The 25,944-nt window shown below is 33.0% G+C and carries 26 protein-coding genes and 1 pseudogene; 18 read left to right on the top strand and 9 right to left on the bottom strand.

Annotated elements, in window-relative coordinates; genetic code table 11:
* Nucleotides 1-147 precede the first annotated feature (147 nt).
* Complete coding sequence (gene dnaK, locus ACHRVL_RS08870; protein WP_099719694.1) at nt 148-2,031, bottom strand: molecular chaperone DnaK; 1,884 nt, start codon at nt 2,029-2,031, stop codon at nt 148-150.
* Between the two features lie 427 nt (nt 2,032-2,458).
* Here dnaK and ACHRVL_RS08865 point away from each other — a divergent pair.
* The 3 genes and pseudogenes from ACHRVL_RS08865 (at nt 2,459) to ACHRVL_RS08855 (ending at nt 3,832) form a co-directional block, all read left to right on the top strand.
* Nucleotides 2,459-2,855 (top strand): annotated as a pseudogene (locus tag ACHRVL_RS08865) (NUDIX domain-containing protein).
* A gap of 51 nt (nt 2,856-2,906) precedes the next feature.
* Nucleotides 2,907-3,293 (top strand): RDD family protein, encoded by a 387-nt coding sequence (locus ACHRVL_RS08860; RefSeq protein ID WP_089052290.1) that lies wholly within the window; start codon nt 2,907-2,909, stop codon nt 3,291-3,293.
* 101 nt (nt 3,294-3,394) lie between these two features.
* The gene (locus tag ACHRVL_RS08855; protein WP_089052291.1) at nt 3,395-3,832 is read left to right on the top strand and encodes a thioesterase family protein; all 438 of its coding nucleotides are present in this window, start codon (nt 3,395-3,397) and stop codon (nt 3,830-3,832) included.
* Between the two features lie 81 nt (nt 3,833-3,913).
* On the opposite strand, the gene ACHRVL_RS08850 is transcribed toward ACHRVL_RS08855, so the two are convergent.
* Nucleotides 3,914-4,606, bottom strand: a complete 693-nt coding sequence (locus tag ACHRVL_RS08850) for a hypothetical protein (protein WP_395411956.1) — start codon at nt 4,604-4,606, stop codon at nt 3,914-3,916.
* A 359-nt stretch (nt 4,607-4,965) separates the two neighbouring features.
* On the opposite strand from ACHRVL_RS08850, the gene ACHRVL_RS08845 reads away from it, so the two are divergent.
* The 5 genes from ACHRVL_RS08845 (at nt 4,966) to ACHRVL_RS08825 (ending at nt 9,033) form a co-directional block, all read left to right on the top strand.
* A complete protein-coding gene (locus ACHRVL_RS08845; RefSeq protein ID WP_089052292.1) occupies nt 4,966-5,355 on the top strand; it encodes a DUF1398 domain-containing protein in 390 nt (129 codons plus the stop codon).
* A 63-nt stretch (nt 5,356-5,418) separates the two neighbouring features.
* A complete protein-coding gene (locus tag ACHRVL_RS08840) occupies nt 5,419-6,222 on the top strand; it encodes a ThuA domain-containing protein (RefSeq protein WP_395411955.1) in 804 nt (267 codons plus the stop codon).
* Nucleotides 6,223-6,233: 11 nt separating this feature from the next.
* Nucleotides 6,234-7,091 carry a sulfurtransferase gene (locus tag ACHRVL_RS08835; protein WP_395411953.1) on the top strand — a complete coding sequence of 286 codons (858 nt, stop codon included), beginning with the start codon at nt 6,234-6,236 and terminating at the stop codon, nt 7,089-7,091.
* A gap of 81 nt (nt 7,092-7,172) precedes the next feature.
* The gene (locus tag ACHRVL_RS08830) at nt 7,173-8,414 is read left to right on the top strand and encodes an ATP-binding cassette domain-containing protein (RefSeq protein ID WP_395411951.1); all 1,242 of its coding nucleotides are present in this window, start codon (nt 7,173-7,175) and stop codon (nt 8,412-8,414) included.
* Between the two features lie 7 nt (nt 8,415-8,421).
* A complete protein-coding gene (locus ACHRVL_RS08825; protein ID WP_395411950.1) occupies nt 8,422-9,033 on the top strand; it encodes a family 16 glycoside hydrolase in 612 nt (203 codons plus the stop codon).
* A 90-nt stretch (nt 9,034-9,123) separates the two neighbouring features.
* Here ACHRVL_RS08825 and ACHRVL_RS08820 read toward each other — a convergent pair whose 3' ends face one another.
* The gene (locus ACHRVL_RS08820) at nt 9,124-10,167 is read right to left on the bottom strand and encodes an RluA family pseudouridine synthase (RefSeq protein WP_395411949.1); all 1,044 of its coding nucleotides are present in this window, start codon (nt 10,165-10,167) and stop codon (nt 9,124-9,126) included.
* Nucleotides 10,157-10,780 carry a PASTA domain-containing protein gene (locus ACHRVL_RS08815; RefSeq protein ID WP_089052298.1) on the bottom strand — a complete coding sequence of 208 codons (624 nt, stop codon included), beginning with the start codon at nt 10,778-10,780 and terminating at the stop codon, nt 10,157-10,159. Before ACHRVL_RS08815 ends, ACHRVL_RS08820 begins: the two co-directional genes overlap by 11 nt.
* Before the next feature lie 422 nt (nt 10,781-11,202).
* Here ACHRVL_RS08815 and ACHRVL_RS08810 point away from each other — a divergent pair, with 422 nt between their 5' ends.
* The 4 genes from ACHRVL_RS08810 to ACHRVL_RS08795 all read left to right on the top strand — a co-directional run bounded on the left by ACHRVL_RS08810 (nt 11,203) and on the right by ACHRVL_RS08795 (nt 14,846).
* On the top strand, nt 11,203-12,174 hold the full coding sequence (locus tag ACHRVL_RS08810; RefSeq protein ID WP_395411948.1) for a D-alanine--D-alanine ligase: 972 nt from the start codon (nt 11,203-11,205) through the stop codon (nt 12,172-12,174).
* 159 nt (nt 12,175-12,333) lie between these two features.
* On the top strand, nt 12,334-12,792 hold the full coding sequence (gene coaD / locus ACHRVL_RS08805; protein WP_395411945.1) for a pantetheine-phosphate adenylyltransferase: 459 nt from the start codon (nt 12,334-12,336) through the stop codon (nt 12,790-12,792).
* Between the two features lie 44 nt (nt 12,793-12,836).
* Nucleotides 12,837-14,180, top strand: a complete 1,344-nt coding sequence (locus ACHRVL_RS08800; RefSeq protein ID WP_395411943.1) for a WG repeat-containing protein — start codon at nt 12,837-12,839, stop codon at nt 14,178-14,180.
* An 87-nt stretch (nt 14,181-14,267) separates the two neighbouring features.
* Complete coding sequence (locus ACHRVL_RS08795; protein ID WP_089052303.1) at nt 14,268-14,846, top strand: alkylphosphonate utilization protein; 579 nt, start codon at nt 14,268-14,270, stop codon at nt 14,844-14,846.
* A 188-nt stretch (nt 14,847-15,034) separates the two neighbouring features.
* Here the strand turns inward: ACHRVL_RS08795 and ACHRVL_RS08790 are convergent, their stop codons facing one another.
* Together ACHRVL_RS08790 and ACHRVL_RS08785 are read right to left on the bottom strand one after the other, a co-directional pair.
* Entirely contained in the window at nt 15,035-15,484 is a 450-nt protein-coding gene (locus tag ACHRVL_RS08790) for a hypothetical protein (protein WP_395411941.1), read from the bottom strand.
* A 180-nt stretch (nt 15,485-15,664) separates the two neighbouring features.
* Nucleotides 15,665-17,026, bottom strand: a complete 1,362-nt coding sequence (locus tag ACHRVL_RS08785) for a DEAD/DEAH box helicase (RefSeq protein WP_395411940.1) — start codon at nt 17,024-17,026, stop codon at nt 15,665-15,667.
* Between the two features lie 293 nt (nt 17,027-17,319).
* On the opposite strand from ACHRVL_RS08785, the gene ACHRVL_RS08780 reads away from it, so the two are divergent.
* On the top strand, nt 17,320-19,047 hold the full coding sequence (locus tag ACHRVL_RS08780; RefSeq protein ID WP_395411938.1) for a M14 family metallopeptidase: 1,728 nt from the start codon (nt 17,320-17,322) through the stop codon (nt 19,045-19,047).
* A gap of 549 nt (nt 19,048-19,596) precedes the next feature.
* On the opposite strand, the gene ACHRVL_RS08775 is transcribed toward ACHRVL_RS08780, so the two are convergent.
* The gene (locus tag ACHRVL_RS08775; protein WP_129024450.1) at nt 19,597-19,827 is read right to left on the bottom strand and encodes a DUF4287 domain-containing protein; all 231 of its coding nucleotides are present in this window, start codon (nt 19,825-19,827) and stop codon (nt 19,597-19,599) included.
* Between the two features lie 119 nt (nt 19,828-19,946).
* Nucleotides 19,947-20,555, bottom strand: a complete 609-nt coding sequence (locus ACHRVL_RS08770) for an NUDIX hydrolase (RefSeq protein WP_395411936.1) — start codon at nt 20,553-20,555, stop codon at nt 19,947-19,949.
* A 7-nt stretch (nt 20,556-20,562) separates the two neighbouring features.
* On the opposite strand from ACHRVL_RS08770, the gene pyrE reads away from it, so the two are divergent.
* The 3 genes from pyrE to ACHRVL_RS08755 all read left to right on the top strand — a co-directional run bounded on the left by pyrE (nt 20,563) and on the right by ACHRVL_RS08755 (nt 22,731).
* On the top strand, nt 20,563-21,210 hold the full coding sequence (gene pyrE, locus ACHRVL_RS08765) for an orotate phosphoribosyltransferase (RefSeq protein ID WP_089052308.1): 648 nt from the start codon (nt 20,563-20,565) through the stop codon (nt 21,208-21,210).
* Between the two features lie 236 nt (nt 21,211-21,446).
* A complete protein-coding gene (locus ACHRVL_RS08760; protein WP_089052309.1) occupies nt 21,447-21,839 on the top strand; it encodes an orotate phosphoribosyltransferase in 393 nt (130 codons plus the stop codon).
* Between the two features lie 235 nt (nt 21,840-22,074).
* On the top strand, nt 22,075-22,731 hold the full coding sequence (locus ACHRVL_RS08755; RefSeq protein ID WP_395411934.1) for a hypothetical protein: 657 nt from the start codon (nt 22,075-22,077) through the stop codon (nt 22,729-22,731).
* A gap of 50 nt (nt 22,732-22,781) precedes the next feature.
* Here ACHRVL_RS08755 and ACHRVL_RS08750 read toward each other — a convergent pair whose 3' ends face one another.
* Nucleotides 22,782-23,522: a biotin--[acetyl-CoA-carboxylase] ligase gene (locus ACHRVL_RS08750; protein ID WP_395411932.1), complete on the bottom strand. Its 741-nt coding sequence runs from the start codon at nt 23,520-23,522 to the stop codon at nt 22,782-22,784.
* Between the two features lie 93 nt (nt 23,523-23,615).
* On the opposite strand from ACHRVL_RS08750, the gene rsfS reads away from it, so the two are divergent.
* Both rsfS and ftsH read left to right on the top strand, forming a co-directional pair.
* Complete coding sequence (rsfS, locus tag ACHRVL_RS08745; protein WP_026729351.1) at nt 23,616-23,987, top strand: ribosome silencing factor; 372 nt, start codon at nt 23,616-23,618, stop codon at nt 23,985-23,987.
* A 15-nt stretch (nt 23,988-24,002) separates the two neighbouring features.
* Nucleotides 24,003-25,928: an ATP-dependent zinc metalloprotease FtsH gene (ftsH, locus tag ACHRVL_RS08740; RefSeq protein ID WP_089052312.1), complete on the top strand. Its 1,926-nt coding sequence runs from the start codon at nt 24,003-24,005 to the stop codon at nt 25,926-25,928.
* Nucleotides 25,929-25,944: the final 16 nt, after the last annotated feature.

Here is a 25,944-nt window from a genome sequence, read left to right as displayed (position 1 = left end):
AAAGGGCATTGCTTTTAAAAAGCATTCTTTATTATTGTTTCCACTACTTAAATGTGAATTATATCCATAAAAAAAACCGAGCCATTTCTGACTCGGTTTTCATATTCAATTGCAAAGACACATAATTATGCGTCTCTACGTAGTAAATTATTTTACCTCTTCGAATTCAACGTCTTCAACGTTGTCTCCTTGAGATTGCTCTTGTTGTGGAGCAGCTTGTTGTCCTGCATCACCTTGAGCGTACATTGCTTCTGTAGCTGTTTTCCAAGCTGCATTAACATTGTCTAATCCTTTTTGGATTGCGTCAAGATCTTGAGATTGGTGAGCCATTCTCAATTCAGTTAAAGCATATTCGATAGCTGTTTTGTGCTCATCTGTAATTTTATCTCCCAATTCTTTCAATTGACTTTCAGTTTGGAAAATAGTACTATCAGCTTCGTTCAATTTCTCAGCTCTTTCTTTTGCAATTCTGTCAGCATCAGCGTTAGCTTCAGCATCTTTTTTCATTTTTTCGATTTCTTCAGCTGTTAATCCAGAAGAAGCCTCGATACGGATATCGTGAGATTTTCCAGTTCCTTTGTCAGTTGCAGAAACTTTAATGATACCATTAGCATCAATATCAAAAGTAACCTCGATTTGAGGAACTCCTCTTGGTGCTGGCGGGATACCATCTAAGTGGAAACGACCGATAGTTTTGTTATCAGCAGCCATTGCTCTTTCTCCTTGTAATACGTGAATTTCAACAGATGGTTGAGAATCAGCAGCAGTAGAGAATACTTGAGATTTTTTAGTTGGGATAGTTGTGTTAGACTCGATTAATTTAGTCAATACACCACCCATAGTTTCGATACCTAAAGAAAGAGGTGTTACGTCAAGTAACAATACATCTTTTACATCTCCAGATAAAACTCCACCTTGAATAGCAGCTCCAATAGCAACAACCTCATCAGGGTTAACACCTTTAGAAGCTTTTTTACCGAAGAATTTCTCCACTTCGTCAGCGATTCTTGGCATACGAGTAGAACCTCCAACAAGGATTACTTCGTCGATATCAGATGTAGATAAACCTGCATCTTTTAATGCTTTAGCAACTGGCTCCATAGAACGTTTTACTAAAGTATCAGATAATTGCTCAAATTTAGCTCTAGATAATTTTTTCACTAAGTGTTTTGGTCCAGAAGCAGTAGCAGTTACGTAAGGTAAGTTGATTTCTGTTTCAGCAGAAGATGATAATTCAATCTTAGCTTTCTCAGCAGCTTCTTTCAAACGTTGTAATGACATTGGATCTAAACGTAAATCAATACCTTCTTCAGTTTTGAATTCGTCAGCTAACCAGTCAATAATAACTTGGTCAAAATCATCACCACCTAAGTGAGTATCACCGTTTGTAGATAATACTTCAAATACACCGTCTCCTAATTCAAGAACAGAGATATCAAAAGTACCTCCACCTAAATCGTAAACAGCAATTTTTTGATCAGTTCCTTTTTTATCTAATCCGTAAGCAAGTGCAGCAGCAGTTGGCTCGTTGATGATACGCATAACTTTAAGACCAGCAATTTCACCAGCTTCTTTAGTAGCTTGACGTTGTGCATCGTTAAAGTAAGCAGGAACAGTAATAACCGCTTCAGTTACAGTTTGACCTAAATAGTCTTCAGCAGTTTTTTTCATTTTTTGAAGTGTCATTGCAGACAATTCTTGAGCAGTGTATAAACGACCGTCAATATCCACACGTGGAGTATTGTTGTCACCTTTTACAACACTGTAAGGAACTCTTTTTGCCTCTTCTTGAGTTTCAGCAAAAGTGTGTCCCATAAAACGTTTAATAGAAGCAATCGTTTTTGTAGGATTCGTTACTGCTTGTCTTTTTGCAGGATCACCTACTTTAATTTCGCCACCTTCAACAAAAGCGATGATAGATGGAGTTGTTCTTTTTCCTTCTGCGTTAGGAATAACAACTGCTTCGTTACCTTCCATTACAGAAACACAAGAGTTCGTCGTACCTAAGTCAATTCCGATTATTTTACCCATTTTTTATATATTTAATTTTTGATTTAAATTTTATAACTCAGGTGGCATAAGTCAATCTTTGTGCCAATATAAAAAACTAAATAAAATTGTCAGTTTTATTATTGGCACAACAATAATCGGCTGACAACATGGCATTTTTTAAACCTGACACACGTGGCATAATTAAATAATTCATGTCATTATTTAGGAGACTTCTTGTTTCTTTCTTTCCAAATCTCCTAAATAAAACCCTGTCGCAAATCTATTTACATAAAAACTTTTAAAACTCAATCCTGTCAAAATCAATTTAGAACATCCACAATTAAAACACATTCAAAAATGATTAATGCTATAAGTAATTAATACGAAAACATCTTACATTTGAAAAATAATAAGCTCTATAGAAGAACAAAAAACAAAGTAAAAAAAATTACAATTAAAAACAATGATGATCGAAATTGATAAAATTGCATTAATAAAAATTGAAAACGGTCAAATTTTAAGCACAAGATCAAAAGGAAAAAACAAATATTATATTCCAGGCGGAAAAAGAGAAAATAATTAAACCGATGAACAAACTCTAATTAGAGAAATCCAAGAAGAATTAAGTGTTGACATAATTCCTGAATCTATTGAATATAGGGACTTTCAAAGCGCAATCAGATGGAGATGTGAAAGGAATTATTGTAAAAATGACATGCTACAAAGCGGATTATATAGGAACGCCGAAAGAAAGCAGTGAAATTGCCGAAATTAAATGGTTAAACTTTACTGATTTAAATATAATATCTGAGGTTGATAAAATTATTTTTAAACACCTAAAAGAAACCAAGTTGTTAATTTAAATAATAAAGAACAGAAATGGAAAACTTGTTTTTGTAATTTGCTAAAAAAATATGGAAGAAAAATACCCTTTTATGCTCGAAAGAATTCAATCGATTCTTATTGACTCTGTTTTAATTATTGCCTGCATGATTCTTATTTCTGATATTTTATCCAATTTCAAGAATGTTCCTGATTGGTTAAGAGCCGTTTTATTGATCCTAATATTTTTGTACGAACCAATTATGACCACTTTTGGAGGAACTATTGGTAACAATATTAAAAGAATTCGTGTTCGCAAAAATTCAGATGAAACCCAATCGATTAATCTTTTTCAAGCCATCATTCGTTATTTTTTCAAACTTCTCTTAGGATGGCTTTCTTTCATCACCATCTTTTCAAGCAATAAAAAAAGAGCTGTTCATGATATCATAAGCGGAACTGTAATGATAAAAATTTAGAGTCAACCTACTTAATATGCGTGCATAATAATCTGTATATTCATAACACTTTTCCTTTTTTATTCGTAATTTCGATTTCTCATTAAAATTACAATTACAAAATGGCATCATTTACAAAAGAAATATCTTTTCGCTGGTCAGATCTAGACCCAAACTTTCACGTTCGTCATAGCGCCTATTATGATTTTGGCGCACAGCATCGTATAGAAATTCTTGAAGAATTAGGATTAACTTTAAGAGTAATGCAGACACAAGGATTTGGTCCTGTTTTGTTTAGAGAAGAATGTGTTTTTAGAAAAGAATTAAAACTCTCAGATAAAATATTCATTCATACTAAAACGTCAAAAATGAAAGCCGATGCTTCTCGCTGGTCTATCATTCATGAATTTAGACGTGAAGACGATACACTTTGTGCCGTTATTACCGTTGATGGTGCATGGATGGATACTAAACTAAGAAAGTTAGCTTCTCCAACACCGGAAATTGCAATACAAGCATTAAGTATTTTTCCTAAAAGCGATGATTTTGTTGGATTATAAAATTAAATCTGACTGCATATAAAACATTAAAATCCGAAAAGCGATCACTTTTCGGATTTTTTATTTTCTTTTAAATCAAAGCTATTCAAACTTCAATCCAAAATTTACCCTGTCAAAAGTAGTACTGCAAGAAATAGCAAATCGGCCAATATTTACAGTCCCAAAAATTCCCTCAACACCATGTCCAGAATAAAATCCGCCGGCCGAGAATCTGCTAACCTGATATTTCAAGGCAATATCATTAACCCTGCTGCTTAATTGTCCGAAAACAATAAAATTTGGGACAAACTCGTAACTAGCAAAAACCTTCGGAACCATTTTTTGATAATAATCAAAACTTTCATCCGTTTCATAATCCATACTTACAGAATGTACATTTTCTAAATTTCCTCCCACATAAGTATTCTCTCCAAAATGATACGAAATACTAAATCCTGTAAATGTTCCTTGATAACCGCTTCGAGAATCAACATAACCTATCCCGATTGTAGCTCTAAATTTATCGCATATTTTACCAATATAACCAATATAAGTCCTGTCGATCTCAGATTTATCAATCCCAGCACCAAAAATAATATCTTCCTGACACATCGCAAGAGCATATTGAAAATACGCTGAGTATTGATCTTTATTAGCTGCAACAACGCTCCTTCCTTTATCAAGATCAATATTAGCAGATATCAAAGTAGAGTTTATAACAGCAAAATCAAATGTGTTAATTTCCTGAGCAAATGCAGAGACGGAAAGCAAGAGTATAAGTATTGTTTTTTTCATAATACCAATTTTAGCTGACAACATTCTTACACTAATTTAAAGACATTTTTCCTGTTAATAAAAGAAGTCCCTCCAAGTACCACATTACTCGTTTAAATACATTATTTTCATAATCAGAATCATTTAATCGATAAAAACACAATAAATAATCGATAAATGGCTTCAAAAACTACAAAACAACCTAGAATACCAGTTTTCTGATAACTTTATGACACTGTTCTTTGTATTTCAAAATGCTTAACAGTAATTTTATACTTTTACAATTTCTCAACCTTATTAATGATACATTACTTAATTTGATTCGTTAATAAAATCAATAATCGTATTTTTGAAAAAGTAATTAATTAAAAACAAAACATATGTTTACTATAGAGCAAATCAAAGAGGCTCACGCCAAAGTACAAAGCGGTGCCGACTTTCCTAATTATATACAAGACCTGATTATTCTAGGCGTAAAAGGCTATGACACATTTGTACACGATGGTCATGTCGAATATTACGGAGTAAACAATTATACTGTTACTTCTGATGAAAAATACAGCCCAATTGCAATTGCTCCAACAGTTAATAAAGAGCTTTTTATAGAATTTTTAGTAAAACATCAACATGGCGAAACAGATTATATTACTTTTTGTAACCATTCGGGTCAATGCGGAATAGCAAAATGGAGAGTTGATATTATAGAAATGACGTGCACATATTTTGATAGTGCAGAAAACGAAATTCTAATTGAGAAAATTCCAAGTTAAGCTGCCTTAGAAATGCTTATTTTCAATAACACAAAATATTTTACAACTAAAAAAAATATCCTTATGATGCTTTTTTTAGTTTGCTTTACAGGATTTTCACAACAAAAAAAAGAAAAACTTAAATTTAAGGTTATTGCTTTTTACACTGCAAAAAATGATCAAGCACATATTAGTTTTGTTCATGAAGCCAATAAACGATTTCCTAAAATAGCCCAAGAAAATCATTTTGTTTATGATTCAACTGATAATTGGAATAACTTGAACGCAAAATTTTTAGCCAATTATCAAGTCGTTTTATTTTTAGATACCAGACCTGAAACTCAAGAACAGCGAAAAGCCTTCGAAAAATACATGAAAGGCGGTGGAGGTTTTATAGGTTTTCACTTTTCTGCCTTTGCCTTAAATGATTCAGATTATCCACAAAACTGGAATTGGTATCACAATACTTTTTTAGGTTCTGGTGAATACGGAAGTAATACATGGAAACCTACAACGGCAGTTTTAAGAATTGAGAATCAGCATCCCATAACTAAAGACATTCCTAAAACATTCAAATCAGCACCAAATGAATGGTACAGATGGAGTAACGATTTAAGAAAAAATAAAGACATAAAAATTCTTGTCGCAATTGATGAAAGCAGTTTTCCGTTAGGAACAGGACCAAAAGCCAACGAAATTTGGCATAACGGTTATTATCCTGTTGTCTGGACAAATAAAAACTACAAAATGATCTATATCAATATGGGACATAACGATATAGATTATGAAAACGGAACTAACAAAACGCTTTCGTATACTTTTGAAAATGAAACTCAAACTAAATTAATTACAAACAGCTTACTCTGGTTAGGAAGCTCTAAAAAATAAATTTATCCAAAATGGCAGTGAAACTTTCTCCAATTATAAATGCTGAAGAATTATTAAATCTGAGCAATTTATCTGAAATCATATTGATTGACGCCAGAGCAGGAATTAATGCCGAAGAAAATTTCAAAACCCAACATTTACAAGATGCTCGTTACGTTGATTTAAACAAAGATTTAGCAACGATCGAGAATCCTGCAAACGGCGGCAGACATCCATTGCCTTCTTTCTCTAAATTTTCTGAAGTTCTTTCTAAATTAGGAATTTCACCAACATCGCATATTGTCATTTATGATGACAAAAACGGCTCAAACGCCGCTTCTAGATTTTGGTGGATGTTAAAAGCAATTGGTCACGAACACGTTCAGATTTTAAATGGAGGTTTACAAGAAGCCATAAAAGCAGGCTTTCCTGTAAGTTCTGAAATCGGATCTTTTGAAGCGGTAGAAAATTATCCCATTTCTGAATGGAAACTAAAACTAGCTGATATTGAAGAGGTTGAGAAAGCCCGAAACAACAGCAAAAATATTGTAATTGATGTAAGAGATAAAAATCGCTTTGATGGACTTACAGAACCGTTAGATTTAATTGCCGGACACATTCCCGGTGCCATAAATGTTCCGTTTAGCGAAAACCTAGATGAAAATGGTCTTTTTAAATCGTCAATAGTTTTAGCAGAAAAATATGCAGCAATTTTAAAAGACAAACCATCCGAAAATATAATTGTACATTGCGGATCAGGTGTTACAGCTTGTCACACATTATTAGCGATGGATTATGCCGGAATAGAAATTCCAAAGCTTTATGTCGGATCATGGAGCGAATGGTCTAGAAATGATCGTGAAATGACAGTAAAAAACCAAAATAAATAGTTTTTGTCGCTTCCAATAACTTTCGGGAACAGCAAAAAGACTCAAAACACAACACAACCAACAATTTTTTAAAATACAGAAATGCAGCATTGGGATATACTTTTATCAAATCAAGTAAATAAAAAAGCTTTTATAGACAGTTTGCTTTCAAGCGAAGCAAAAGGAGAATTAGCCGTTTTTAACAATCAAAAAGGGATTTTGTTCTCAGACATTGCAATTGAAAAATTCATTGAAAAAGAATATCAATACGATAGTGTCGAAGCATTACCAGAATCGCACAGACAGCTTCGTACGTTTTCATCAGGCGAACGTAAAAAAGAATTTTTAAAATACTGTATCAATCAAAAACCTGATTTTATCATTTTCGATAATCCGTTTGATCATTTAGATCAGGCTTCTCGTGTAGTTTTGGCAGAATCTTTAAAAAGCTTAACAAATGAAATTGCTATTATTCAACTTCTAAATCGTACCGTTGATGTTCTTGATTTTGTTCCAAATAAAGCACAGATTAACGACAATACATTTGAACTTCATCCAATTTCAAAAACCGAAAATCATTTTAAAACCCTAAATACAGCTGCAATTCCTAGAGCGATTGAATCGCATACTTTTCACGAAAATGTATTAATTAAACTGGAAAATGTTTCTGTAAGCTACGACGAAAGAAAAATTCTTGACACTATTTCTTGGACAATAAAGCAAGGTGAATTTTGGCAGTTAATCGGTCCTAATGGATCAGGAAAAAGTACTATTCTATCTTTAATCACAGGCGATAACCCAAAAGGATTTGGTCAGGATTTGTTTTTATTTGGAAGAAAAAAAGGAAGCGGCGAAAGCGTTTGGGACATCAAAAAGCAAATTGGAATCTTTGCAACTTCAATGACTGATTTATTTCAAAAAAGCCATACACTTGAAGAAATGATTCTTTCTGGATTCTTTGATTCTATTGGACTTTACATTGAGCCAACAACACATCAAAAACAAATTGTTTCGCAATGGCTTGAAGTTATCGAAATGAAACATTTAAGAAAAAAACGTTTTATAGATCTTTCTATCGGACAACAGCGAGTGGCATTAATTGTTCGCGCCGTTTTAAAACATCCGCCATTATTAATTCTAGACGAACCTGTAGAAGGTTTAGACGACGAAAATGTAGATTTAGTAATTCAGCTGATCAACACAATCAAGCAGGAAACTAATGTTACTGTGTTATATGTTTCGCATCGAATTGAATCTGGACTTGCTCCTACTTCTGTTTTTGAGCTTTTGCCAGCACCAACAGGTTCTATTGGTAAAATAAAATACCATTCAGAATTAAATTAAACAAAAAATGAGATTTAGCTATTATACAACTGTATTTGCAATACTTCTGCTTACCTCCTGCTCCACTTCAATTTCTACAGTTAGAAAAGAGTACAAGCTCGCTGAAGTTTCAAAACTAAAATCAGATTGGAACAGCGATTCAAAAGAATGGTTTCTGAAAAAAGATACCTTGATAGGAAATGGGAATCTACAGCATTGGGGTGTTATACTATCCAAAAAACAGCTTTCCAAAAACTACGAAATTGATTTTAAAGCAAACTTAACCAAAGGATCTTTGTTTGAAATTATGCTAAACTCTGACAAAGAAAACTACATCAGAACCTACCTGTATCAAATCGATCAAAATATTGTTATTGGAAAAGGAGTTTACGACAAAAATAGTGATGAATATGGCAAACGAGGCGGAAAAAGTCTATTTACCAAACCAATGAAATTAGAGAATAACAAATGGTACACCATAAAAATAAAAGTTCAAAATAATCAATTACTCTTTTCCGTAAACAATCAAACCTCTTTAGAATGTTCCTTAGAAAAAAGCAATCTAAGTCAAAAAGGAAAACTAGGTTTCATAACCAACGGAGAAGTCAAAATAACCGATTTAAGTATCAAAACACTGTAAAAAACAGTTACAGTTAAAACAAAAAAGCTCCATCAGGAGCTTTTTCAATATAACAAATTATCTAATTTTCTAATTGACAAATTATCTAATTTAATTCTCTTCGTCTTCTGTATTATGCGATTTGACATAATTACGCCATTTTTCAATACAGTCCTTAAAATCCTGTGGCAGTTCCGTATCAAAACGCATCATTTCACCTGTATTTGGATGTACAAAACCAAGCGTTTTAGCATGCAGAGCCTGACGCGGCAATGCTTTAAAACAATTCTCTATAAACTGTTTGTATTTTGTAAAAGTAGTTCCCTTCAAAATCAAATGTCCGCCATAACGCTCATCATTAAACAACGGATGTCCAATGTGTTTCATATGTGCACGAATTTGATGCGTCCTTCCTGTTTCTAATTTACAAGAAATCAAAGTAACATATCCAAAACGCTCCAAAACTTTATAATGCGTAATTGCAGGTTTTCCAATTTCTGGATCAGCAAAAACCGCCATTTGCATACGGTCTTTTAAATGCCTTGCTAAGTTTCCTTCAATTGTTCTCTCTTCTTCTGTAACATTTCCCCAAACAAGAGCAATATATTCACGTTCAGAAGTTTTAGCTTCAAATTGTTTTGCTAAATGAGTCATTGCCGCCTCCGTTTTAGCCACAACCAAAAGTCCTGATGTATCTTTATCAATTCTATGCACCAGCCCTGGACGTTCACTGCTGTTCATTGGCAGATTATCAAAATGATGTGCCAAAGCATTAACCAGCGTTCCTGTATAATTACCATGACCTGGATGCACAACCATGCCAGGCTCTTTATTAATCAATAAAAGAGCATCATCTTCATACACAATATTCAACGGAATATCTTCTGGCAGAATATGGTTTTCAAACGGCGGATGCGATAACATAACCGTTACAACATCAAATGGTTTTACTTTATAATTTGATTTTACTGGAATATCATTTACAAAGATATTCCCTTCTGTTGCAGCGTTCTGAATTTTATTTCGCGTTGCATTCTGAATCAAATTCATTAAATATTTGTCAATACGCAAAAGCGCCTGACCTTTAGGGACTTCAAATCTAAAATGCTCGAATAATTCGTCTTCTAGATCTAAATTTTCAATATTATTGTTCATCTTGTGGGGTTTCAGTAGTTGGTGCAGCTGTACTGTCTGCAGCCTGACCTTCATCTTCATAAGTTGCTTTTCCGTCTCCTAAAACCAAATCGATTTTTGAAGCCTTCAACACACGATCTCCTACTTTTAAATTTCTTCCTTTATAACGCATCTCCAAAACCATATCTTTTCCAAGATTCGGAATATAAGTAATTGTTCCCGGTTCAAGCCCTAAAGCTTTTAAAGTTGGAACCGCTTCACGATACGTTTTTTCAATTAAATCAGGAATTCTAACAGACGAGAATCCTGATGAATTAATTTTAATATATATTTTTCTTCCCACTTTTACTTTTGTTCCCGGCAATGGATCTTGCTCAACAACACTATATTTTGGAAATTCACTACGATAATCAACACTATCCAAAAGCACATAATCTAAATCCAGTTCATCCAGTTTTTGCTCTACCTGCTCCTCTGTCAGTTTAGCTAAATTTGGAACCGCGATTTCATGACCATGATCTGTGGTAAAAGTCAGCCAATGCATAAACAAATAACCTAAAACGGCAATAATAGCAGCCGCACTTAATACTTGAATAAAAAATACTCGGCTTGTTAAATACTTACGTAAACTCATAAATTTATTTTTATTAGTGGCAAAGATAAAGCTATTTCGTTTCAAAAAAAATGATAATTTTGTTTTAAACAAGAAAGCTTTTAATATGCTTTATGATAAGGAGCTGTTTCCTGCTGTCCGCTGTATCTTTTATGCCGAACACCGGCACAAAAGGATGCCGCTTCCATCAGGGCTAGGGCACTTGGTTTCAAAAGAAGATTTTTGTTCTTTATTTTAATAACGCAACCACAATATTGTCAGGCTGAGCGAAGTCGAAGCCCCCGCAAAGTGATTCAGCAAACGATGCTTCGACTCCGCTCAGCCTGACAAACAAAACGAATAAAAAAACAATTCGTGAAAATTTGAGAAATTCGTGACAAACAAACAGTTAAACGAATAAAAAATTAAACAAATAAAAAGATTAAACAAATAAACATCATAGAATGAAAAACATTGCCATCATCATGGGCGGATATTCAAGCGAATACAAAATCTCGCTTATCAGCGGAAACGTTGTATATCAATATCTTGACAAAACAAAATACAACGGATTCCGTATTCATATTTTTAAAGAAAAATGGGTATATGTAGACGAAAAAGAAGCAGAATACGCAATCGATAAAAACGACTTTTCTGTAACTATAAACGATCAGAAAATTACTTTTGACTGTGTTTTCAATGCAATACACGGAACTCCAGGAGAAGATGGATTAATGCAGGCTTATTTTGAATTATTAGGAATTCCGCAATCTTCTTGCGATTACTATCAATCAGCTTTAACATTCAATAAAAGAGATTTATTATCTGTTTTAAAACCTTACGGAATCAAAACAGCAATCTCATATTACTTAAACAAAGGTGATGTTATTAATACTGCCGAAATCGTTAAAAAAGTAGGTTTGCCATGTTTTGTAAAACCAAACAAAGCTGGATCTAGTTTTGGAATTTCAAAAGTAAAAACAGAAGCTGAACTTCCAATTGCCATTGAAGTTGCTTACAAAGAAGACAACGAAATCATTATTGAAAGTTTCCTTGATGGAACCGAAGTTTCTGTCGGCGTAATCAATTACAAAGGCGAAATTAAAGTATTACCAATTACCGAAATCGTATCTGACAATGACTTCTTCGATTATGAAGCGAAATACGAAGGAAAATCACAAGAAATCACACCAGCCAGAATCTCTGATGAATTAACACAAAAAGTAAGTGATGTTGCCAAACGCGCTTACGAAGTTCTAAAAATGAAAGGATTCTCAAGAAGTGAATTTATCATTGTAGACAACGAACCGTATATGCTGGAAATGAATACAATTCCAGGTTTAACAACCGAAAGTTTGATTCCGCAGCAAGCAAGAGCAGCCGGGATTTCTCTCGAAGATTTGTTTACAAATGCAATTGAACTGGCTCTTTCTTAAAGACGCTAAGATACTAAGGTGCTAAGGTTCTATGATCTTAGCACTTTCGTTTTTAAACACAATATTACCACACTGAGCAAAGTCGAAGTCTTCCAAAGAACCTTTTAACCTAAAAACTCAGAACCTTAGAATCTCAGAACCTTAGAACCTTAAAAAAAAATGCGAAAAGCCCTATTCCCAGGATCATTTGACCCAATTACTTTAGGTCACGAAGATATTATCAAAAGAGGAATTTCTTTATTTGATGAAATCGTAATTGCAATTGGTGTAAACGCCGAAAAAAAATACATGTTTTCATTAGAAGAAAGAAAACGTTTTATAGAAGAAACTTTCAAAAACGAACCAAAAGTTTCGGTTATCACTTATGAAGGTCTGACAATAGATCTCGCCAAAAAACAAAAAGCTGATTTCATATTAAGAGGTTTGCGTAACCCTGCCGATTTCGAATTCGAAAAAGCCATTGCGCACACCAATAGAAAACTTTCTAAAATTGAAACTGTCTTTTTATTAACTGCTGCAAGCACATCGTATATAAGTTCAAGTATTGTTCGTGATGTACTGCGTAATGGCGGCGAATATGAAATGCTCGTTCCAGAAGCGGTTAGAGTTAAAAAATAATTTTAGCTCCAATATCTAAGTCATCATCAAATTAAACTTAAACAATGAAATTATACATTTCGGTTTTATTTACAATTTTATTTATAAATAGTTCTTATTCTCAAGTTAGTTCAGAAATCTCATTAACCGCATCACAAAGTCAAGTTTTAATAAGTAAAAAAGGAGAAACATTTCAATTAACAGATCAAGATGGAAAAATAGTAATTTCAGATATAGACAGTCTTTATCAGAAGAAAAAATCAGATTTTATCTTTATTAAAAAAAAAGGACTATGGGGTGTTGTTTCTAATTATGGTAAGATATTGATTCCTATTAATTTTAATAAAACAGAAAGAATTTACAATGAATTCTGGGCAGTCACCAAAAATCAAAAAAAAGGAGTATTTAGTATAACCAAAGGAGAAATACTTCCTGTTGAATTTGATAATATCGAATTCTCTCAGTCTTATAACCAAGAATTTATTGTAAAAAAAGACGGCAAAAAAGGTGTATTCAATTATTTAGGAAAGGAAACAATTCCAATTGATTATGAGGAGATAAAAAAGAAAAACGGCGTTCTGGTTCTTTCTAAAAACAACAAAACAAACTATTTTTTAAATAATAAAATCATTTCAGATTCTTTAGTTTTAGATAAAAGTTTTGAAATCTATGGAGACTATATCTCAGATAAAAAAACTTTCTATGTTTTCTATAAAAACAAAAAACAAGGCATAATAGACAGTGAAAACAATGTTCTTATTCAAGCAAAATATGACAATATCGAATACAAGCGCTTGATTGAAAACCCTAAAAAAGAAATTTTTTTAATAGTTAAAGAAGGAGATCTTTACGGTATGATTGATTTAAGTGAAAAAGAAATAATTCCAATTAAATATCAAAATATCGAGATAATAACTGCAGATTTTGCAGTTTTAACAATCAATAATTTAAAGCATTTTTATAATTTCAGAACTAAAAAATTAAATACCAATTTCGGTTTTGAGAAATTTGATATGTACAGCAGACAATTCACACGAATAAAAAAAGGTGATAAAGAGACATTAGTTTTGAATGACGATTTTTCCAATCTCTTATTTCCATTTATGTATGAAGACGTTTCTCAAAATGATAATCTATTTGTTGTCAAACTAAATTCTAAATATGGGCTTGTTGACAAGAATAATAAGGTAATAATTCCAATTCTTTATGAGCAATTATACATATCTTGTAACAAAGTGATTGCGCAAATAAATAATAAATATGGCATCTTATCATTAGGAAATAAAATAGTAATGCCATTCGAATATCCAAACATTGTTGGGTATTCTGAAAAAACAGAAGTAACCCAAAAAGATTTTAAAACCAAAACATACGATTGCGACTTATTATGTATTGAAAATTGTAATTAGTCTACCCCAAAAAAACTGTGTAAAATATAAACTTGCAATGAAACTATATTATAAGTAATTTCGCATTTTTAAAATAAACAATAAGTAATGAGTATCGAAAGAGAATTAAACAAACGAAGTGGATCTAAATGCGAACTTTGCGGCGCTGAAGAAAACCTAAAAGTATATCAAGTATTACCAACTCAAAAAGGCGGTCTTGACGAAAGTATTTTAGCTTGTACTACCTGTATTGACCAAATTGAAAATCCTGACAACGTCGATTTAAATCACTGGAGATGCCTTAACGACAGTATGTGGAATGAAAATGTAGCTGTACAAGTTGTGGCTTGGAGAATGTTAAGCCGTATGCGCGCTGCAGGATGGCCGCAGGAATTACTTGACATGATGTATTTAGACGAAGATACACTGGCGTGGGCACAAGCTACAGGCGAAGGCGAAGACGACGAAAACAAATTGGTTCACCGTGACAGCAATGGCGTAGTTTTACAACACGGAGATTCGGTAGTTTTAATCAAAGATCTTAAAGTAAAAGGATCAAGTATGGTTGCTAAACAAGGAACCGCAGTAAGAAACATTCGTCTTGACCATGAAAATGCCGAATATATTGAAGGAAAAGTAGATGGACAACAAATTGTTATTATTACACAATATGTCAAAAAGATATAATCTTTTTTTAGGTTCATAGTTGCAAAGGCACAAAGCAGCAAAGTTTTTTGCTTGACTCATGAAACCTGAACTTAAAACTTGAAACTTGAAACCAAAAAAAGGCTGTTCAAAATTTTGAACAGCCTTTTTTATTTTATGGTTCTGGAAGTAACTTGAAACAAATTAAACCTGAAACCTGAAACTAAAAATTATCTTTGAAATAATTTATTGATTTGCTCTTTGATCAACGGTTCAGAAACATTGTTTGTTGCAGCATCTTTATCTTTGCTTGAAACCATAAACTGAACTGTAGCTTTGTCTGGAACAACGTTTCCTGTGTAGTGCAACCAAATATAATTGTTTGGTAATTCTAATTTTATATCATACAACGGAGTTGCTGTAAAACCATTTACAATAATGTTATAAAGATTTACATAATCGTTGTCAACATTTTTAAACGTAAATTTTCTTAAACTTGATGCGTCTTCATCATCGTTTTGAATACTAGTGTAATACACTGTGTATTCATCTCCAATTTTCTGAATGTAATTGTTATTTACTTTTCCTAATTTTTCAACAGGAACTGTTTCAAGAACTTTAATTTGTGCAAACGACACAAAACTAAAGAACAAAACGGCAATGGTAATAGTTCTTTTCATAATAAATTTGGGATTTATATTTTTTACTGCAACAAAAAAACACAGAAATAATGAAAAAACACCTATCAAATCATTATTTTTTTAACATAAAATCACAAACCTCAAATACATAAAAATTAAAAACCTGATATCCAATTACATAAAATCAAAACTGGTAAATTACCCTCAATTTTATACCATTTAATATTTATTGTTCTTCTCCTCCTCTTTCTTTACCACATTTCGAGCCACCTCAATTTTAAACTTTTTCCCCTTCATTTTTTCATCTTTAATGTTCTTAAGCAGTTCTTTTACTTTTCCAAATTTTACTGCCGCAAACGAAACAAAATCTTTTACTTCGATAAGTCCCAAATCCCCTTTTTCTAATTTCCCTTTCTGAGAAAAGAAACCAACGATATCAAACTTATTCAATTTTGTTTTCTTACCTCCGCTAATGTAAATTGTTTGAAATTCTGGTGGTTTTGGCAGAGCTGTCGTATTTTTCACATCAAGGATTTCCATATCATAATCGATATAATCCAATTGTTTTTCACTTTCATGAACAATAATATACGCCGTTCCTGTTGCCTGCATACGTGCTGTACGTCCGTTACGATGTGTAAATTCGTCTTCCTTTAAAGGCAAGTGATAATGAATAACATGTTTCATTTCGGGAATATCCAATCCACGCGCAGCAAGATCAGTTGTGACAAGATAACTTACACTTCCGTTTCTAAACTGAATCAAAGCACGTTCACGCTCATCCTGATCCATTCCGCCATGATAATACGTAGCGTAAATCCCTTTTTCGTTCAAAGTGTCGCTGATACGTTCTGCAGCATCACGGTGATTACAAAATATAATAGCCGATTGCGATTTTAAAGAACAAATCAAATTAAACAAACTTTCTAATTTGTCTTTTGAAGGTGACAAAATCATTTTCATAGAAAGATTAGTCTTTTCCTCTTCTTCAGGAATAAAATCCAAAACAGTTGGGTTAACCACTCTTGTATATTTTGGAATCTCAATATCAGACGTTGCCGAAACCAAAACTCTTTTATTCACTTTAGGTAATCTTCCAATTATAAAAGACATCTGCTCATGAAACCCTAATTGAAGCGATTTATCAAACTCGTCCAAAATTAAAGTCTGAACCTTATCTGTTCTAAAAGTATCTCTGTCAATATGATCTGCAATTCTTCCTGGAGTTCCAATTAAAACAGCCGGCGGATTACTCAAATTTTTAATTTCAGTATCAATCGAGTGACCTCCGTAACAAATGTTTACTTTGTACTGCGTTCCCATTTTTTTCCAAACCTGTTCAATCTGCAGCCCTAGTTCGCGCGAAGGCACTAAAATTAAACATTGAACTGAAAGTATCTCAGGCTGTAATAATTCTAAAACAGGAAGCAAAAAAGCCAATGTTTTTCCTGATCCTGTTGGAGAAAGCAGCAAAACATTGTTTTCGTTCAAAATGGCATCTTGCGCCATTTCCTGCATTTCGTTTAGGCTTTCAATACCTAAATTCGAAAGTATATTGTTGGAATGGTGTTTTTTATTCATTTTGCAAAAGTAGGGAAAAAAAATTGTTTCAAGTTTTTGTTTGTTTCAGGTTTCAAGTTCGAAATGCTTTGTGTTTTTTTTTACCGCAAAGCACGCAAAGTTTTTTCGCAAAGTTCACAAAGTTATATTCACAAAGCTTTGCGAACTTTGTGTTTTTACAAAACCCTCGAAATTAAAATAACTTTGCGTGCTTTGCGGTAAAATCTCAAAGTTGCTCTACTCCTATTTTCAACCTGAAACCTGAAACCTGAAACAAAAAACCTTTATATTTGATTCCTATTAAAAACCTAACCATGAGACTTTTTACGCTTCCCATTTTACTTTTTACAATAACCCTTTTCGCTCAAAACAATAAAAAATACGATACCTTTTTTGAGAAAGGAAACGGAAATCAAACCGCTTCTTATCAAGAAACTATTGCCTATTACAAACTATTGGCTGCTGATTTTCCAACGATTCAAATGAAAGAAATGGGTTTGACGGATTCTGGAGAACCTTTGCACATGATTGTTTATAATCCTGACAAGGAATTTGATTTTGATAAAATTCAGAAAAACAAAGCTGTTCTTTTTATCAATAACGGCATTCATGCTGGTGAACCTGACGGAATCGATGCCACAATGCAATTTTACAGAGATTTAGCAATTGGAAAACTAAACGCACCAAAAAACACAGTTTTAGTTACTATTCCTGTTTACAATATTGGCGGCGCTTTAAACCGAAATTCAACAACAAGAGCCAATCAAGATGGACCAGAAATTTATGGTTTTAGAGGAAATGCCAGAAACTATGATTTGAATCGCGATTTAATGAAATCTGACACTCGAAATACGAAAAGTTTTGTCGAGATTTTCCAAAAAATAAATCCAGATGTTTTTATCGATAATCACGTAAGCAACGGATCTGATTATCAATACAAATTAACCTATATTATGACACAGCATAATAAGTTAGGAACTGTTTTGGGCGATTTTATGAATACCGAAATGATGCCCGCTTTAGTGAAAGATTTACAGAAAAAGAAAATTGAAACAACGCCATACGTAGATTCTTTTAAAGACACACCAGACAAAGGTTTTGGGCAATTTGTAGATAATCCGAGATATACAACAGGATATACATCTCTATTTAATACAATTGGTTTTGTGGTTGAAACACATATGCTGAAAAAATATGCCGAACGTGTAAAAATGACCTACGAATACACAAAATCGACTTTGGATTTTACTGATGCGAATTATCAAAAAATAAAAAATTTAAGAGTAAAAAATTTAGAGCAATATCAACCCAAAAAATCTTATACTTTAAAATGGGAATTGGATAGCACAAAAGCGACTACATTTTCGTTTTTAGGCTATGAAGCAGGATACAAAAAAAGCGAAGCCACAACAGGAAACCGTTTGTATTATGACCAAAATAAACCATATAAAAAAGACGTTCCCTATATCAAAGAATTCAAGTCGGTGAAAGAAGTCGTGATTCCAACAGCTTATATTATTCCGCGTGGATATTGGAATATTATTGATCTTTTAAAGAATAACAATATCTCTTATTCTCAGCTTAAAAACGATACGATTATCGAGGTTGAAAGCTATAAAATTGCCGATTTTAAAACGGTTCCAAACGCTTACGAAGGACATTATTTACACTACAATACCGCAATAACTTCTAAAATTGTAAAAATGGCTTTCGCCAAAGGGGATTACTTGGTTCCAACAAACCAAAAAGGCGTAAAATATCTTGTAGAAGCTTTTGAACCCGAAGGCGTTGATTCGTTCTTTAACTGGAATTTCTTCGATCCTATTTTACAGCAAAAAGAACATTATTCAGAATATATTTTTGAAGATACAGCTGCAAAACTTCTAAAAGATAATCCAGCTTTAAAGGTTGAATTAGAAACTAAAAAACAAAACGATGCCGAATTTGCGAAAAGCCCTGATGCACAGTTAAACTGGATTTACAAACATTCTGTTTATTATGAAAAGGCGTATTTGCAGTATCCTGTTTATCGTGTTTTGTAGTTTTTTTTTATGATAGCACAGATTTTTTTACCGCAAAGTGCACTAATATTTTTTCTTTGATTGCGTTAGGCTTGCGATAAGATCGCAAAGCTTTGTGCGTAGAACTTTGTCAAAGTTTTTACATAAAGTTTGTCATTTCGACGAAGGAGAAATCGCACTCGTGAGTCTACAACGAAAATCGCAAATCTTTGTCGAGCTTCTAGTGCGATTTCTCCTTCGTTGAAATGACAAGCAAACTCTTTCTCAATGATATTAGAGATATAAATATGGTTTACAAAAAACTAACTAATGATGATTTTGTTATCGTTAGAAATTCCCAGCTCCGAAAAGTGTCGCACGCTGCGAAAATGTCTGTGACTTTGCGCCCGCAACGATAAGTTGTAAAGACTTTAAAAAGAAAAACGCAACTCTGCGTGAGGGATAGAAGCCAGCTGCCGAAGCAGCGCTCCCGATAGCTATCGGGACGACAGCATTTGTAAAAAGACCCAATGAACGCAAAGTTCATTGGGTCTTTTTGTAATTGGTGGCACGCCCAGATCCTTAAAATCATTATTTGCTGTTTTCGTCTTTAATACCTTTTAGCAAAGCGTAAATTGCCATTGAATGTCCTTGTCCTAAATCAAAATCTTCTTTAAGCCAGTTTACAATTTCGCCGGCTTTTACTTCGGGTTTAAGTTTCCCGTCTAATGTAAAGCTTTTTTGTTCTGCCAAAACTCTAAATTCAGCTGGACCATTGCCCGTTTTTTCTTTAATTGTCTTTAAATACGCTTGAAATGACATAGAATTTACATTTAATGAGTTAATTTACATGTAAACGAAAATACAAATTAAATTTAATTTCTACACTCTAATATTCAGCTTATTACTACAAAAAAAATAGTTTTATATCAGAAAAAAAATTAATCTGTTTTAACCTTTTTCTCTTCTTCAAATAATAATTTAATATTCTCGTAAGAGTTTTTTAAAGCTTCTTTGATTTGTTCAGGATTCAGCCACGCCACTTTTTCGATTCCTTCTTCAAGCTGACCTTGTGGAGTTCCTTCAAAATCAGAATGCATTTCGAACCAATGCGTGATTTTAAGTTTATACTTTCCGTTGCGTTTAAAGATATGATATGTCTTTTGCAGTTTATTTGTTATTCGAAGTTGGTTTACGCCCGTTTCTTCTTCAACTTCGCGCATTGCAGTTGCTTCGATTTCTTCGCCTTTCTCGATGCCGCCTTTTGGTAAGTCCCATTTTCCATTTCTAAAGATAAATAAAACCTCTCCTTTTTTATTGTAGACAAAACCGCCTCCAGCTTTATTTACAGGAATTTTGGCTTTAAGAGTCTTCATAATCTCCTTTTCGTCAGGATGATACAAATAAGCCTTTTGAATTTTATTTTGAAACATTTTGACAATAAGATGTTCAATATCAATACTCTCTAACAAGAATAATTGAAAATCAGTCTCTCTTGAGATTTCATTTGTCAAAAAAAGTGGTTTGTCGTTCACAAAAACTTTATACATTTGTACTATGATTTTTAATAAAGATACTGCCGAAAAAACAGCCGAATTGCTTTTGCAAATAAATGCAATTAAATTGAATCCCGAAAATCCTTTTACATGGGCTTCTGGTTGGAAATCTCCTATTTACTGCGATAATAGGTTAATTCTTTCATTTCCAAGCATCCGAAATTACGTTCGTGATGAGTTTGCGAAAAACATTGAAAAACAATTTGGAAAACCTGACGTAATTGCCGGTGTTGCTACTGGAGCGATTGGAGTTGGTATTCTGGTAGCTGAAAGTCTTGGACTGCCGTTTGTATACGTGCGTCCAGAAGCAAAAAAGCACGGAAGACAAAACCAAGTTGAAGGTTTTTTACAAAAAGGACAAAATGTTGTTGTTGTTGAAGATTTAATCAGTACTGGAAACAGCAGTTTGATGGCTGTTGAAGCTTTACGCAATGAAGGTGCAAACATTAAAGGTATGGCAGCGATTTTTACTTATGGCTTTAATGTTGCCGAAGAAAACTTCAAAAACGCTAATATCGATTTGTATACATTAAGCAACTACGAAAATCTGCTTGATTTAGCTGTTCAAAAACAATACATTACCGAAGATCAACAATCAACTTTACTTGAGTGGAACGAAAGTCCATCGACTTGGGGACAACCTGAATAGATTTTAGATTTTAGATTTTAGATTTTAGATTTTAGATTTTAGATTTTAGATTTTAGATTTTAGATTTTAGATTTTAGATTTTAGATTTTAGATTTTAGATTTTCTAAAAAATCGCTTCGCTCTTTTTTAATTCCAGCTATGCGAACTTAAATAAAATCAAAGTAAGATAAAAAACCTTGTGTCCTTTGCGGTAAAAAACATTTGCAGTAAAAAACAAATAACAAAAACAAAAAAATATGAACTTAGAAAGTCCAAAAGTTACAGTTCAGAAATCAGCTCAGGATCTATTTGATTTATTGACTGATGTTAAGAATTTCGAAAAATTAATGCCGGATAATATTGCTAAATTTGAAGTAATTGGTGAAGACGCTTTTATTTTTGGATTGAAAGGTATGCCGGAAATCAAACTTAAAATGAAAGAAAAAACAGCTCCAAACAAAATTGTTTTGGGTGCTGCAAGCGATAAACTTCCGTTTACTTTAGTTTCAAATATTGATAGTGTTTCTGATTCAGAAAGTGCTGTTCAATTAGTATTTGATGGTGAATTTAACGCCATGATGGGAATGATGATCAAAGGTCCTATCAGCAAGTTTATTGAAACTTTAGCAACTAATATGACGAAATTATAATCGCTGATTATTAGTTCCCGACTTACATAAAACATAAATGCCTGATTTAACAATCGGGCTTTTTTTTGGTTTACTGCGAAAACACAATGACATTAAAAAAATTAAACTTTGTGCCTTAGCATCTTCACTGCACCCTCCCCAACTCATCCTCAAAAAAATACAATTCAGTACTATAAATTATTACAAAATAAATTATTGCCCGAAGTTTGATCCATCAAAACTAACAAACCACAAAATGGAATCAACTATTAAGATCTTAATTTACATTCACGCTTTTTTTGGCGGAATTGGGTTAATTACTGGAATTGGAAGCATCATCGTTAAAAAAGGCGGCGTATTACACAAAAGAATGGGAAAGCTTTTCTCTATCGGAATGATTACTAGTTCACTTATCTCTATTCCTATTTGCTGGATGCCAAAACATCAAAATATCTTTTTATTCTTAATCGGTTTATTTACCATTTATCTGGTTATTTCTGGAAATAGAGCGTTAACTTTTAAACACAAACAAAAAGCTGATTTTACAGACAAACTAATTTCGGGAAGTATGTTATTCTTTTCTATGCTAATGATTTCTATTGGATTGTACTGCCAACTGAACTCTATTGAAAATGGTATTTTATTTACTTTCTTTGGCTCTTTTGGATTCTATATGACTGTAAAGGATTTTATTTTCTTCAAAAATGTTTCAGCAATAAAGAAAAAATGGCTGTCAAAACATATTGGCAAAATGATTGGCGCATTAATTGCCTCTATAACAGCTTTTATTGTCGCAGGAATTGGGTTAGGAAACATTATTACTTGGATGGCACCCTCTATTTTAGGAACAATTTACATCATGTATTGGAATAGAAAAATAGCACCAAAAAATACAAAAGTAGTAGAGGTTTAAAAACAAAATAAAGATTTAGCAGATAAAAAACCTCTGAACCTTTACCCCTATCAATAAAGCATCTGTATCTCCTTAATATCAAATTCGGAAACTGAATCATCTTCTAACAAAACCTGCAATTTACCAACCGAAGATACTCCTTGAATAATTCCCATAAAATTATATCCAGATGTTTTTGGATTAAGGTCTTTAAAAGGCATTGGAATTCCTTTTCGAAATAAGAAATTAAAATAATCGTCCCAGAAAAATGAAGCTGACGACTGCCATAAATCTATTTTTTGCTTCATTTTTTCAACGATCAAAACTACTAAAGATTCTTTATCGAAAGTATTGCCCGAAATAACGGCAAGCGAAGAAGCGTTTGGCAATTCATCATAATTAGTTTGATTGACATTTAATCCTAATCCGACAACTGACACGATTCTGCCATCGCTTTTTAAGGTATTTTCAATAAGTATGCCACCTATTTTTTTATTATATGACATAATGTCGTTTGGCCATTTTATAGATAATTCAGGAATATTTAATTCTTTTAAGACTTCTAAAACACTTAAAGAAACAACAATGCTTAAATTAAAAACCTGTTCATAATCAAACACAAAATCCTTTACCAAAACACTCATAATTAAGTTTTTACCTAGCTCAGACTCCCACTTCGCACCCATTTGTCCTTTGCCTTTTGTTTGATTTTCAGCAGTTACGACCATAAAATTTTCCAGTTCATCTTGACTTGACAATGATTTTAAGAAATCATTTGTAGAATCTATGGCATCGAGTTTGATTAGTTTCATCTAAGTAATTTAAATAACTTAATTTAATATTTTGTTAAGCATCAAAAATAATCACAAAATTTGGTAACTTTACAAATTCATATAAAATAATTCATGGCGAAAAAGACTATTAATAATGATGTTCTATTGGCGAACATAATCAAAGGGATTGAAGAAGTAAAAGGAAATGACATCGATATTCTTGACTTAAGAGATATAGATACGGCAGTTTGCGACTATTTTGTAATTTGCAACGGAACCTCAAATACCCAAGTTAACGCCATTGTCAACTCAATTCAAAAAACAGTTTCTAAAGATTTAAAAGACAAACCTTGGCACGTAGAAGGAACCGATAATGCAGAATGGGTTCTGATGGATTATGTGCACATCGTGGTACATGTTTTCCAGAAGCACATTCGTGAATACTACAATATCGAGAGTCTTTGGGGTGATGCCAAAATAACTACAATCGAAAACAAATACTAAAGAAAATTTTTTCTAATGGCTAAAGATAATAATCCAAATCCGAGTAAATTTAAAATAAGTCCTTGGTTAATATACACCGCAATACTTCTAGTTTTTTTATTTATAAGTTTTGCAACCGGTGGATCAAGTATGAGCGAACCAGCTCAATTAACTTCATCTAAATTCAATACTTTATTAGAGAAAGGTCAAATTGAAAAAGTTATCGTTTATAACAAAGCTGAGGCCGAAGTTTACTTAACTCAAGCAGCTCTTAAAGATGCTGCAAATAAAAAAGTTTCTAAAGATATTTTTGAAAGGCCAAACAAAGGTCCACACTATACTTTAGAAATTGGTAACGATCAAATCTTTCAAACAAAACTTGAAAAAGCAGTTGGCGAAGGCAAACTGAAAGATTTCAATTTCTTGCAAAAAAACAATTGGAGCGACATTTTAATCAGTCTGCTTCCAATCATCATCATTATTGGTGTATGGATTTTTATTATGCGTAAAATGTCAGGCGGTGCTGGAGGCGGCGGCGGACAAATTTTTAACATTGGAAAATCGAAAGCTAAACTTTTTGATGAGAAAACAGATATCAAAACTACATTTAAAGATGTTGCTGGTTTAGAAGGTGCAAAAGAAGAAATTCAAGAGATTGTAGAATTCCTGAAAAACCCCGAAAAATATACTAATCTTGGAGGTAAAATTCCTAAAGGAGCTTTACTTGTAGGACCTCCGGGAACCGGTAAAACATTATTAGCTAAAGCTGTTGCCGGCGAAGCGCAAGTTCCATTTTTCTCATTATCAGGTTCTGATTTCGTAGAAATGTTTGTTGGAGTTGGTGCATCGCGTGTACGTGACTTATTCAAACAAGCTAAAGAAAAATCTCCTGCTATTATCTTTATTGATGAGATTGATGCTGTAGGTAGAGCAAGAGGAAAAAGCAATATGTCTGGCGGAAATGACGAAAGAGAAAACACTTTGAACCAATTATTGACTGAAATGGATGGTTTTGGTACAAACTCTAACGTAATTGTTCTTGCAGCAACCAATAGAGCCGATGTTCTTGACAAAGCTTTAATGCGTGCAGGTCGTTTTGACAGACAAATTTTTGTAGACTTACCAGACATTCGCGAAAGAGCAGAAATTTTTGCAGTGCATTTAGCACCAATCAAAAAAGTTGAAGGTCTTGATTTAGATTTCTTAGCAAAACAAACTCCAGGATTCTCAGGTGCTGATATTGCAAACGTTTGTAACGAAGCCGCTTTAATTGCAGCTCGTAACAACAAAACCGCAGTTGACAGACAAGATTTCCTTGATGCTGTAGATAGAATCATTGGCGGTTTAGAAAAGAAAAACAAAATTATTACTCCAGACGAAAAGAGAGCAATTGCTATTCACGAAGCTGGTCACGCTACTGTAAGCTGGATGCTGGAACACGCTGCACCACTTATTAAAGTAACTATTGTACCTCGCGGGCAAAGTTTAGGAGCTGCGTGGTACTTACCAGAGGAAAGACAAATCGTAAGAACAGATCAAATGTTAGACGAAATGTGCGCTACTATGGGAGGAAGAGCTGCTGAAAAAGTAACTTTCGACAGAATTTCTACTGGTGCATTAAGCGATTTAGAAAAAGTAACACGTCAAGCTCGTGCTATGGTAACCATTTACGGTTTGAATGATAAAATTGGAAATGTTACTTATTATGATTCAAGCGGACAAAGTGAATACAATTTCTCAAAACCATATTCTGACGAAACTGCTAAAATTATTGACAAAGAAATTTCAGAATTAATTGAAGGTCAATACCAAAGAGCAATTGAGATTCTTGAAGAAAATAAAGACAAGTTAAATCAGCTTGCTGATATCTTAATAGAAAAAGAAGTTATCTTTAAAGACGACTTAGAAGCAATTTTCGGAAAACGTACTTTTGATAAAAATTTAGAAGAAGTGGTTTCGTAAATTAATCAGGAAATAT

Origin of the sequence: Flavobacterium sp. FlaQc-28 (assembly GCF_044007415.1) — a bacterium.
Classification (GTDB): Bacteria; Bacteroidota; Bacteroidia; order Flavobacteriales; family Flavobacteriaceae; genus Flavobacterium.
This window is presented reverse-complemented; position numbering and strand designations above follow the sequence as displayed.

Excerpts from the sequence above, each read along its gene's own strand:
- dnaK (WP_099719694.1), bottom strand. The coding sequence starts at position 2,031 with ATGGGTAAAATAATCGGAATTGACTTAGGTACGACGAACTCTTGTGTT.
- ACHRVL_RS08860 (WP_089052290.1), top strand. The coding sequence starts at position 2,907 with ATGGAAGAAAAATACCCTTTTATGCTCGAAAGAATTCAATCGATTCTT.
- ACHRVL_RS08855 (WP_089052291.1), top strand. The coding sequence starts at position 3,395 with ATGGCATCATTTACAAAAGAAATATCTTTTCGCTGGTCAGATCTAGAC.
- ACHRVL_RS08850 (WP_395411956.1), bottom strand. The coding sequence starts at position 4,606 with ATGAAAAAAACAATACTTATACTCTTGCTTTCCGTCTCTGCATTTGCT.
- ACHRVL_RS08845 (WP_089052292.1), top strand. The coding sequence starts at position 4,966 with ATGTTTACTATAGAGCAAATCAAAGAGGCTCACGCCAAAGTACAAAGC.
- ACHRVL_RS08840 (WP_395411955.1), top strand. The coding sequence starts at position 5,419 with ATGATGCTTTTTTTAGTTTGCTTTACAGGATTTTCACAACAAAAAAAA.
- ACHRVL_RS08835 (WP_395411953.1), top strand. The coding sequence starts at position 6,234 with ATGGCAGTGAAACTTTCTCCAATTATAAATGCTGAAGAATTATTAAAT.
- ACHRVL_RS08830 (WP_395411951.1), top strand. The coding sequence starts at position 7,173 with ATGCAGCATTGGGATATACTTTTATCAAATCAAGTAAATAAAAAAGCT.
- ACHRVL_RS08825 (WP_395411950.1), top strand. The coding sequence starts at position 8,422 with ATGAGATTTAGCTATTATACAACTGTATTTGCAATACTTCTGCTTACC.
- ACHRVL_RS08820 (WP_395411949.1), bottom strand. The coding sequence starts at position 10,167 with ATGAACAATAATATTGAAAATTTAGATCTAGAAGACGAATTATTCGAG.
- ACHRVL_RS08815 (WP_089052298.1), bottom strand. The coding sequence starts at position 10,780 with ATGAGTTTACGTAAGTATTTAACAAGCCGAGTATTTTTTATTCAAGTA.
- ACHRVL_RS08810 (WP_395411948.1), top strand. The coding sequence starts at position 11,203 with ATGAAAAACATTGCCATCATCATGGGCGGATATTCAAGCGAATACAAA.
- coaD (WP_395411945.1), top strand. The coding sequence starts at position 12,334 with ATGCGAAAAGCCCTATTCCCAGGATCATTTGACCCAATTACTTTAGGT.
- ACHRVL_RS08800 (WP_395411943.1), top strand. The coding sequence starts at position 12,837 with ATGAAATTATACATTTCGGTTTTATTTACAATTTTATTTATAAATAGT.
- ACHRVL_RS08795 (WP_089052303.1), top strand. The coding sequence starts at position 14,268 with ATGAGTATCGAAAGAGAATTAAACAAACGAAGTGGATCTAAATGCGAA.
- ACHRVL_RS08790 (WP_395411941.1), bottom strand. The coding sequence starts at position 15,484 with ATGAAAAGAACTATTACCATTGCCGTTTTGTTCTTTAGTTTTGTGTCG.
- ACHRVL_RS08785 (WP_395411940.1), bottom strand. The coding sequence starts at position 17,026 with ATGAATAAAAAACACCATTCCAACAATATACTTTCGAATTTAGGTATT.
- ACHRVL_RS08780 (WP_395411938.1), top strand. The coding sequence starts at position 17,320 with ATGAGACTTTTTACGCTTCCCATTTTACTTTTTACAATAACCCTTTTC.
- ACHRVL_RS08775 (WP_129024450.1), bottom strand. The coding sequence starts at position 19,827 with ATGTCATTTCAAGCGTATTTAAAGACAATTAAAGAAAAAACGGGCAAT.
- ACHRVL_RS08770 (WP_395411936.1), bottom strand. The coding sequence starts at position 20,555 with ATGTATAAAGTTTTTGTGAACGACAAACCACTTTTTTTGACAAATGAA.
- pyrE (WP_089052308.1), top strand. The coding sequence starts at position 20,563 with ATGATTTTTAATAAAGATACTGCCGAAAAAACAGCCGAATTGCTTTTG.
- ACHRVL_RS08760 (WP_089052309.1), top strand. The coding sequence starts at position 21,447 with ATGAACTTAGAAAGTCCAAAAGTTACAGTTCAGAAATCAGCTCAGGAT.
- ACHRVL_RS08755 (WP_395411934.1), top strand. The coding sequence starts at position 22,075 with ATGGAATCAACTATTAAGATCTTAATTTACATTCACGCTTTTTTTGGC.
- ACHRVL_RS08750 (WP_395411932.1), bottom strand. The coding sequence starts at position 23,522 with ATGAAACTAATCAAACTCGATGCCATAGATTCTACAAATGATTTCTTA.
- rsfS (WP_026729351.1), top strand. The coding sequence starts at position 23,616 with ATGGCGAAAAAGACTATTAATAATGATGTTCTATTGGCGAACATAATC.
- ftsH (WP_089052312.1), top strand. The coding sequence starts at position 24,003 with ATGGCTAAAGATAATAATCCAAATCCGAGTAAATTTAAAATAAGTCCT.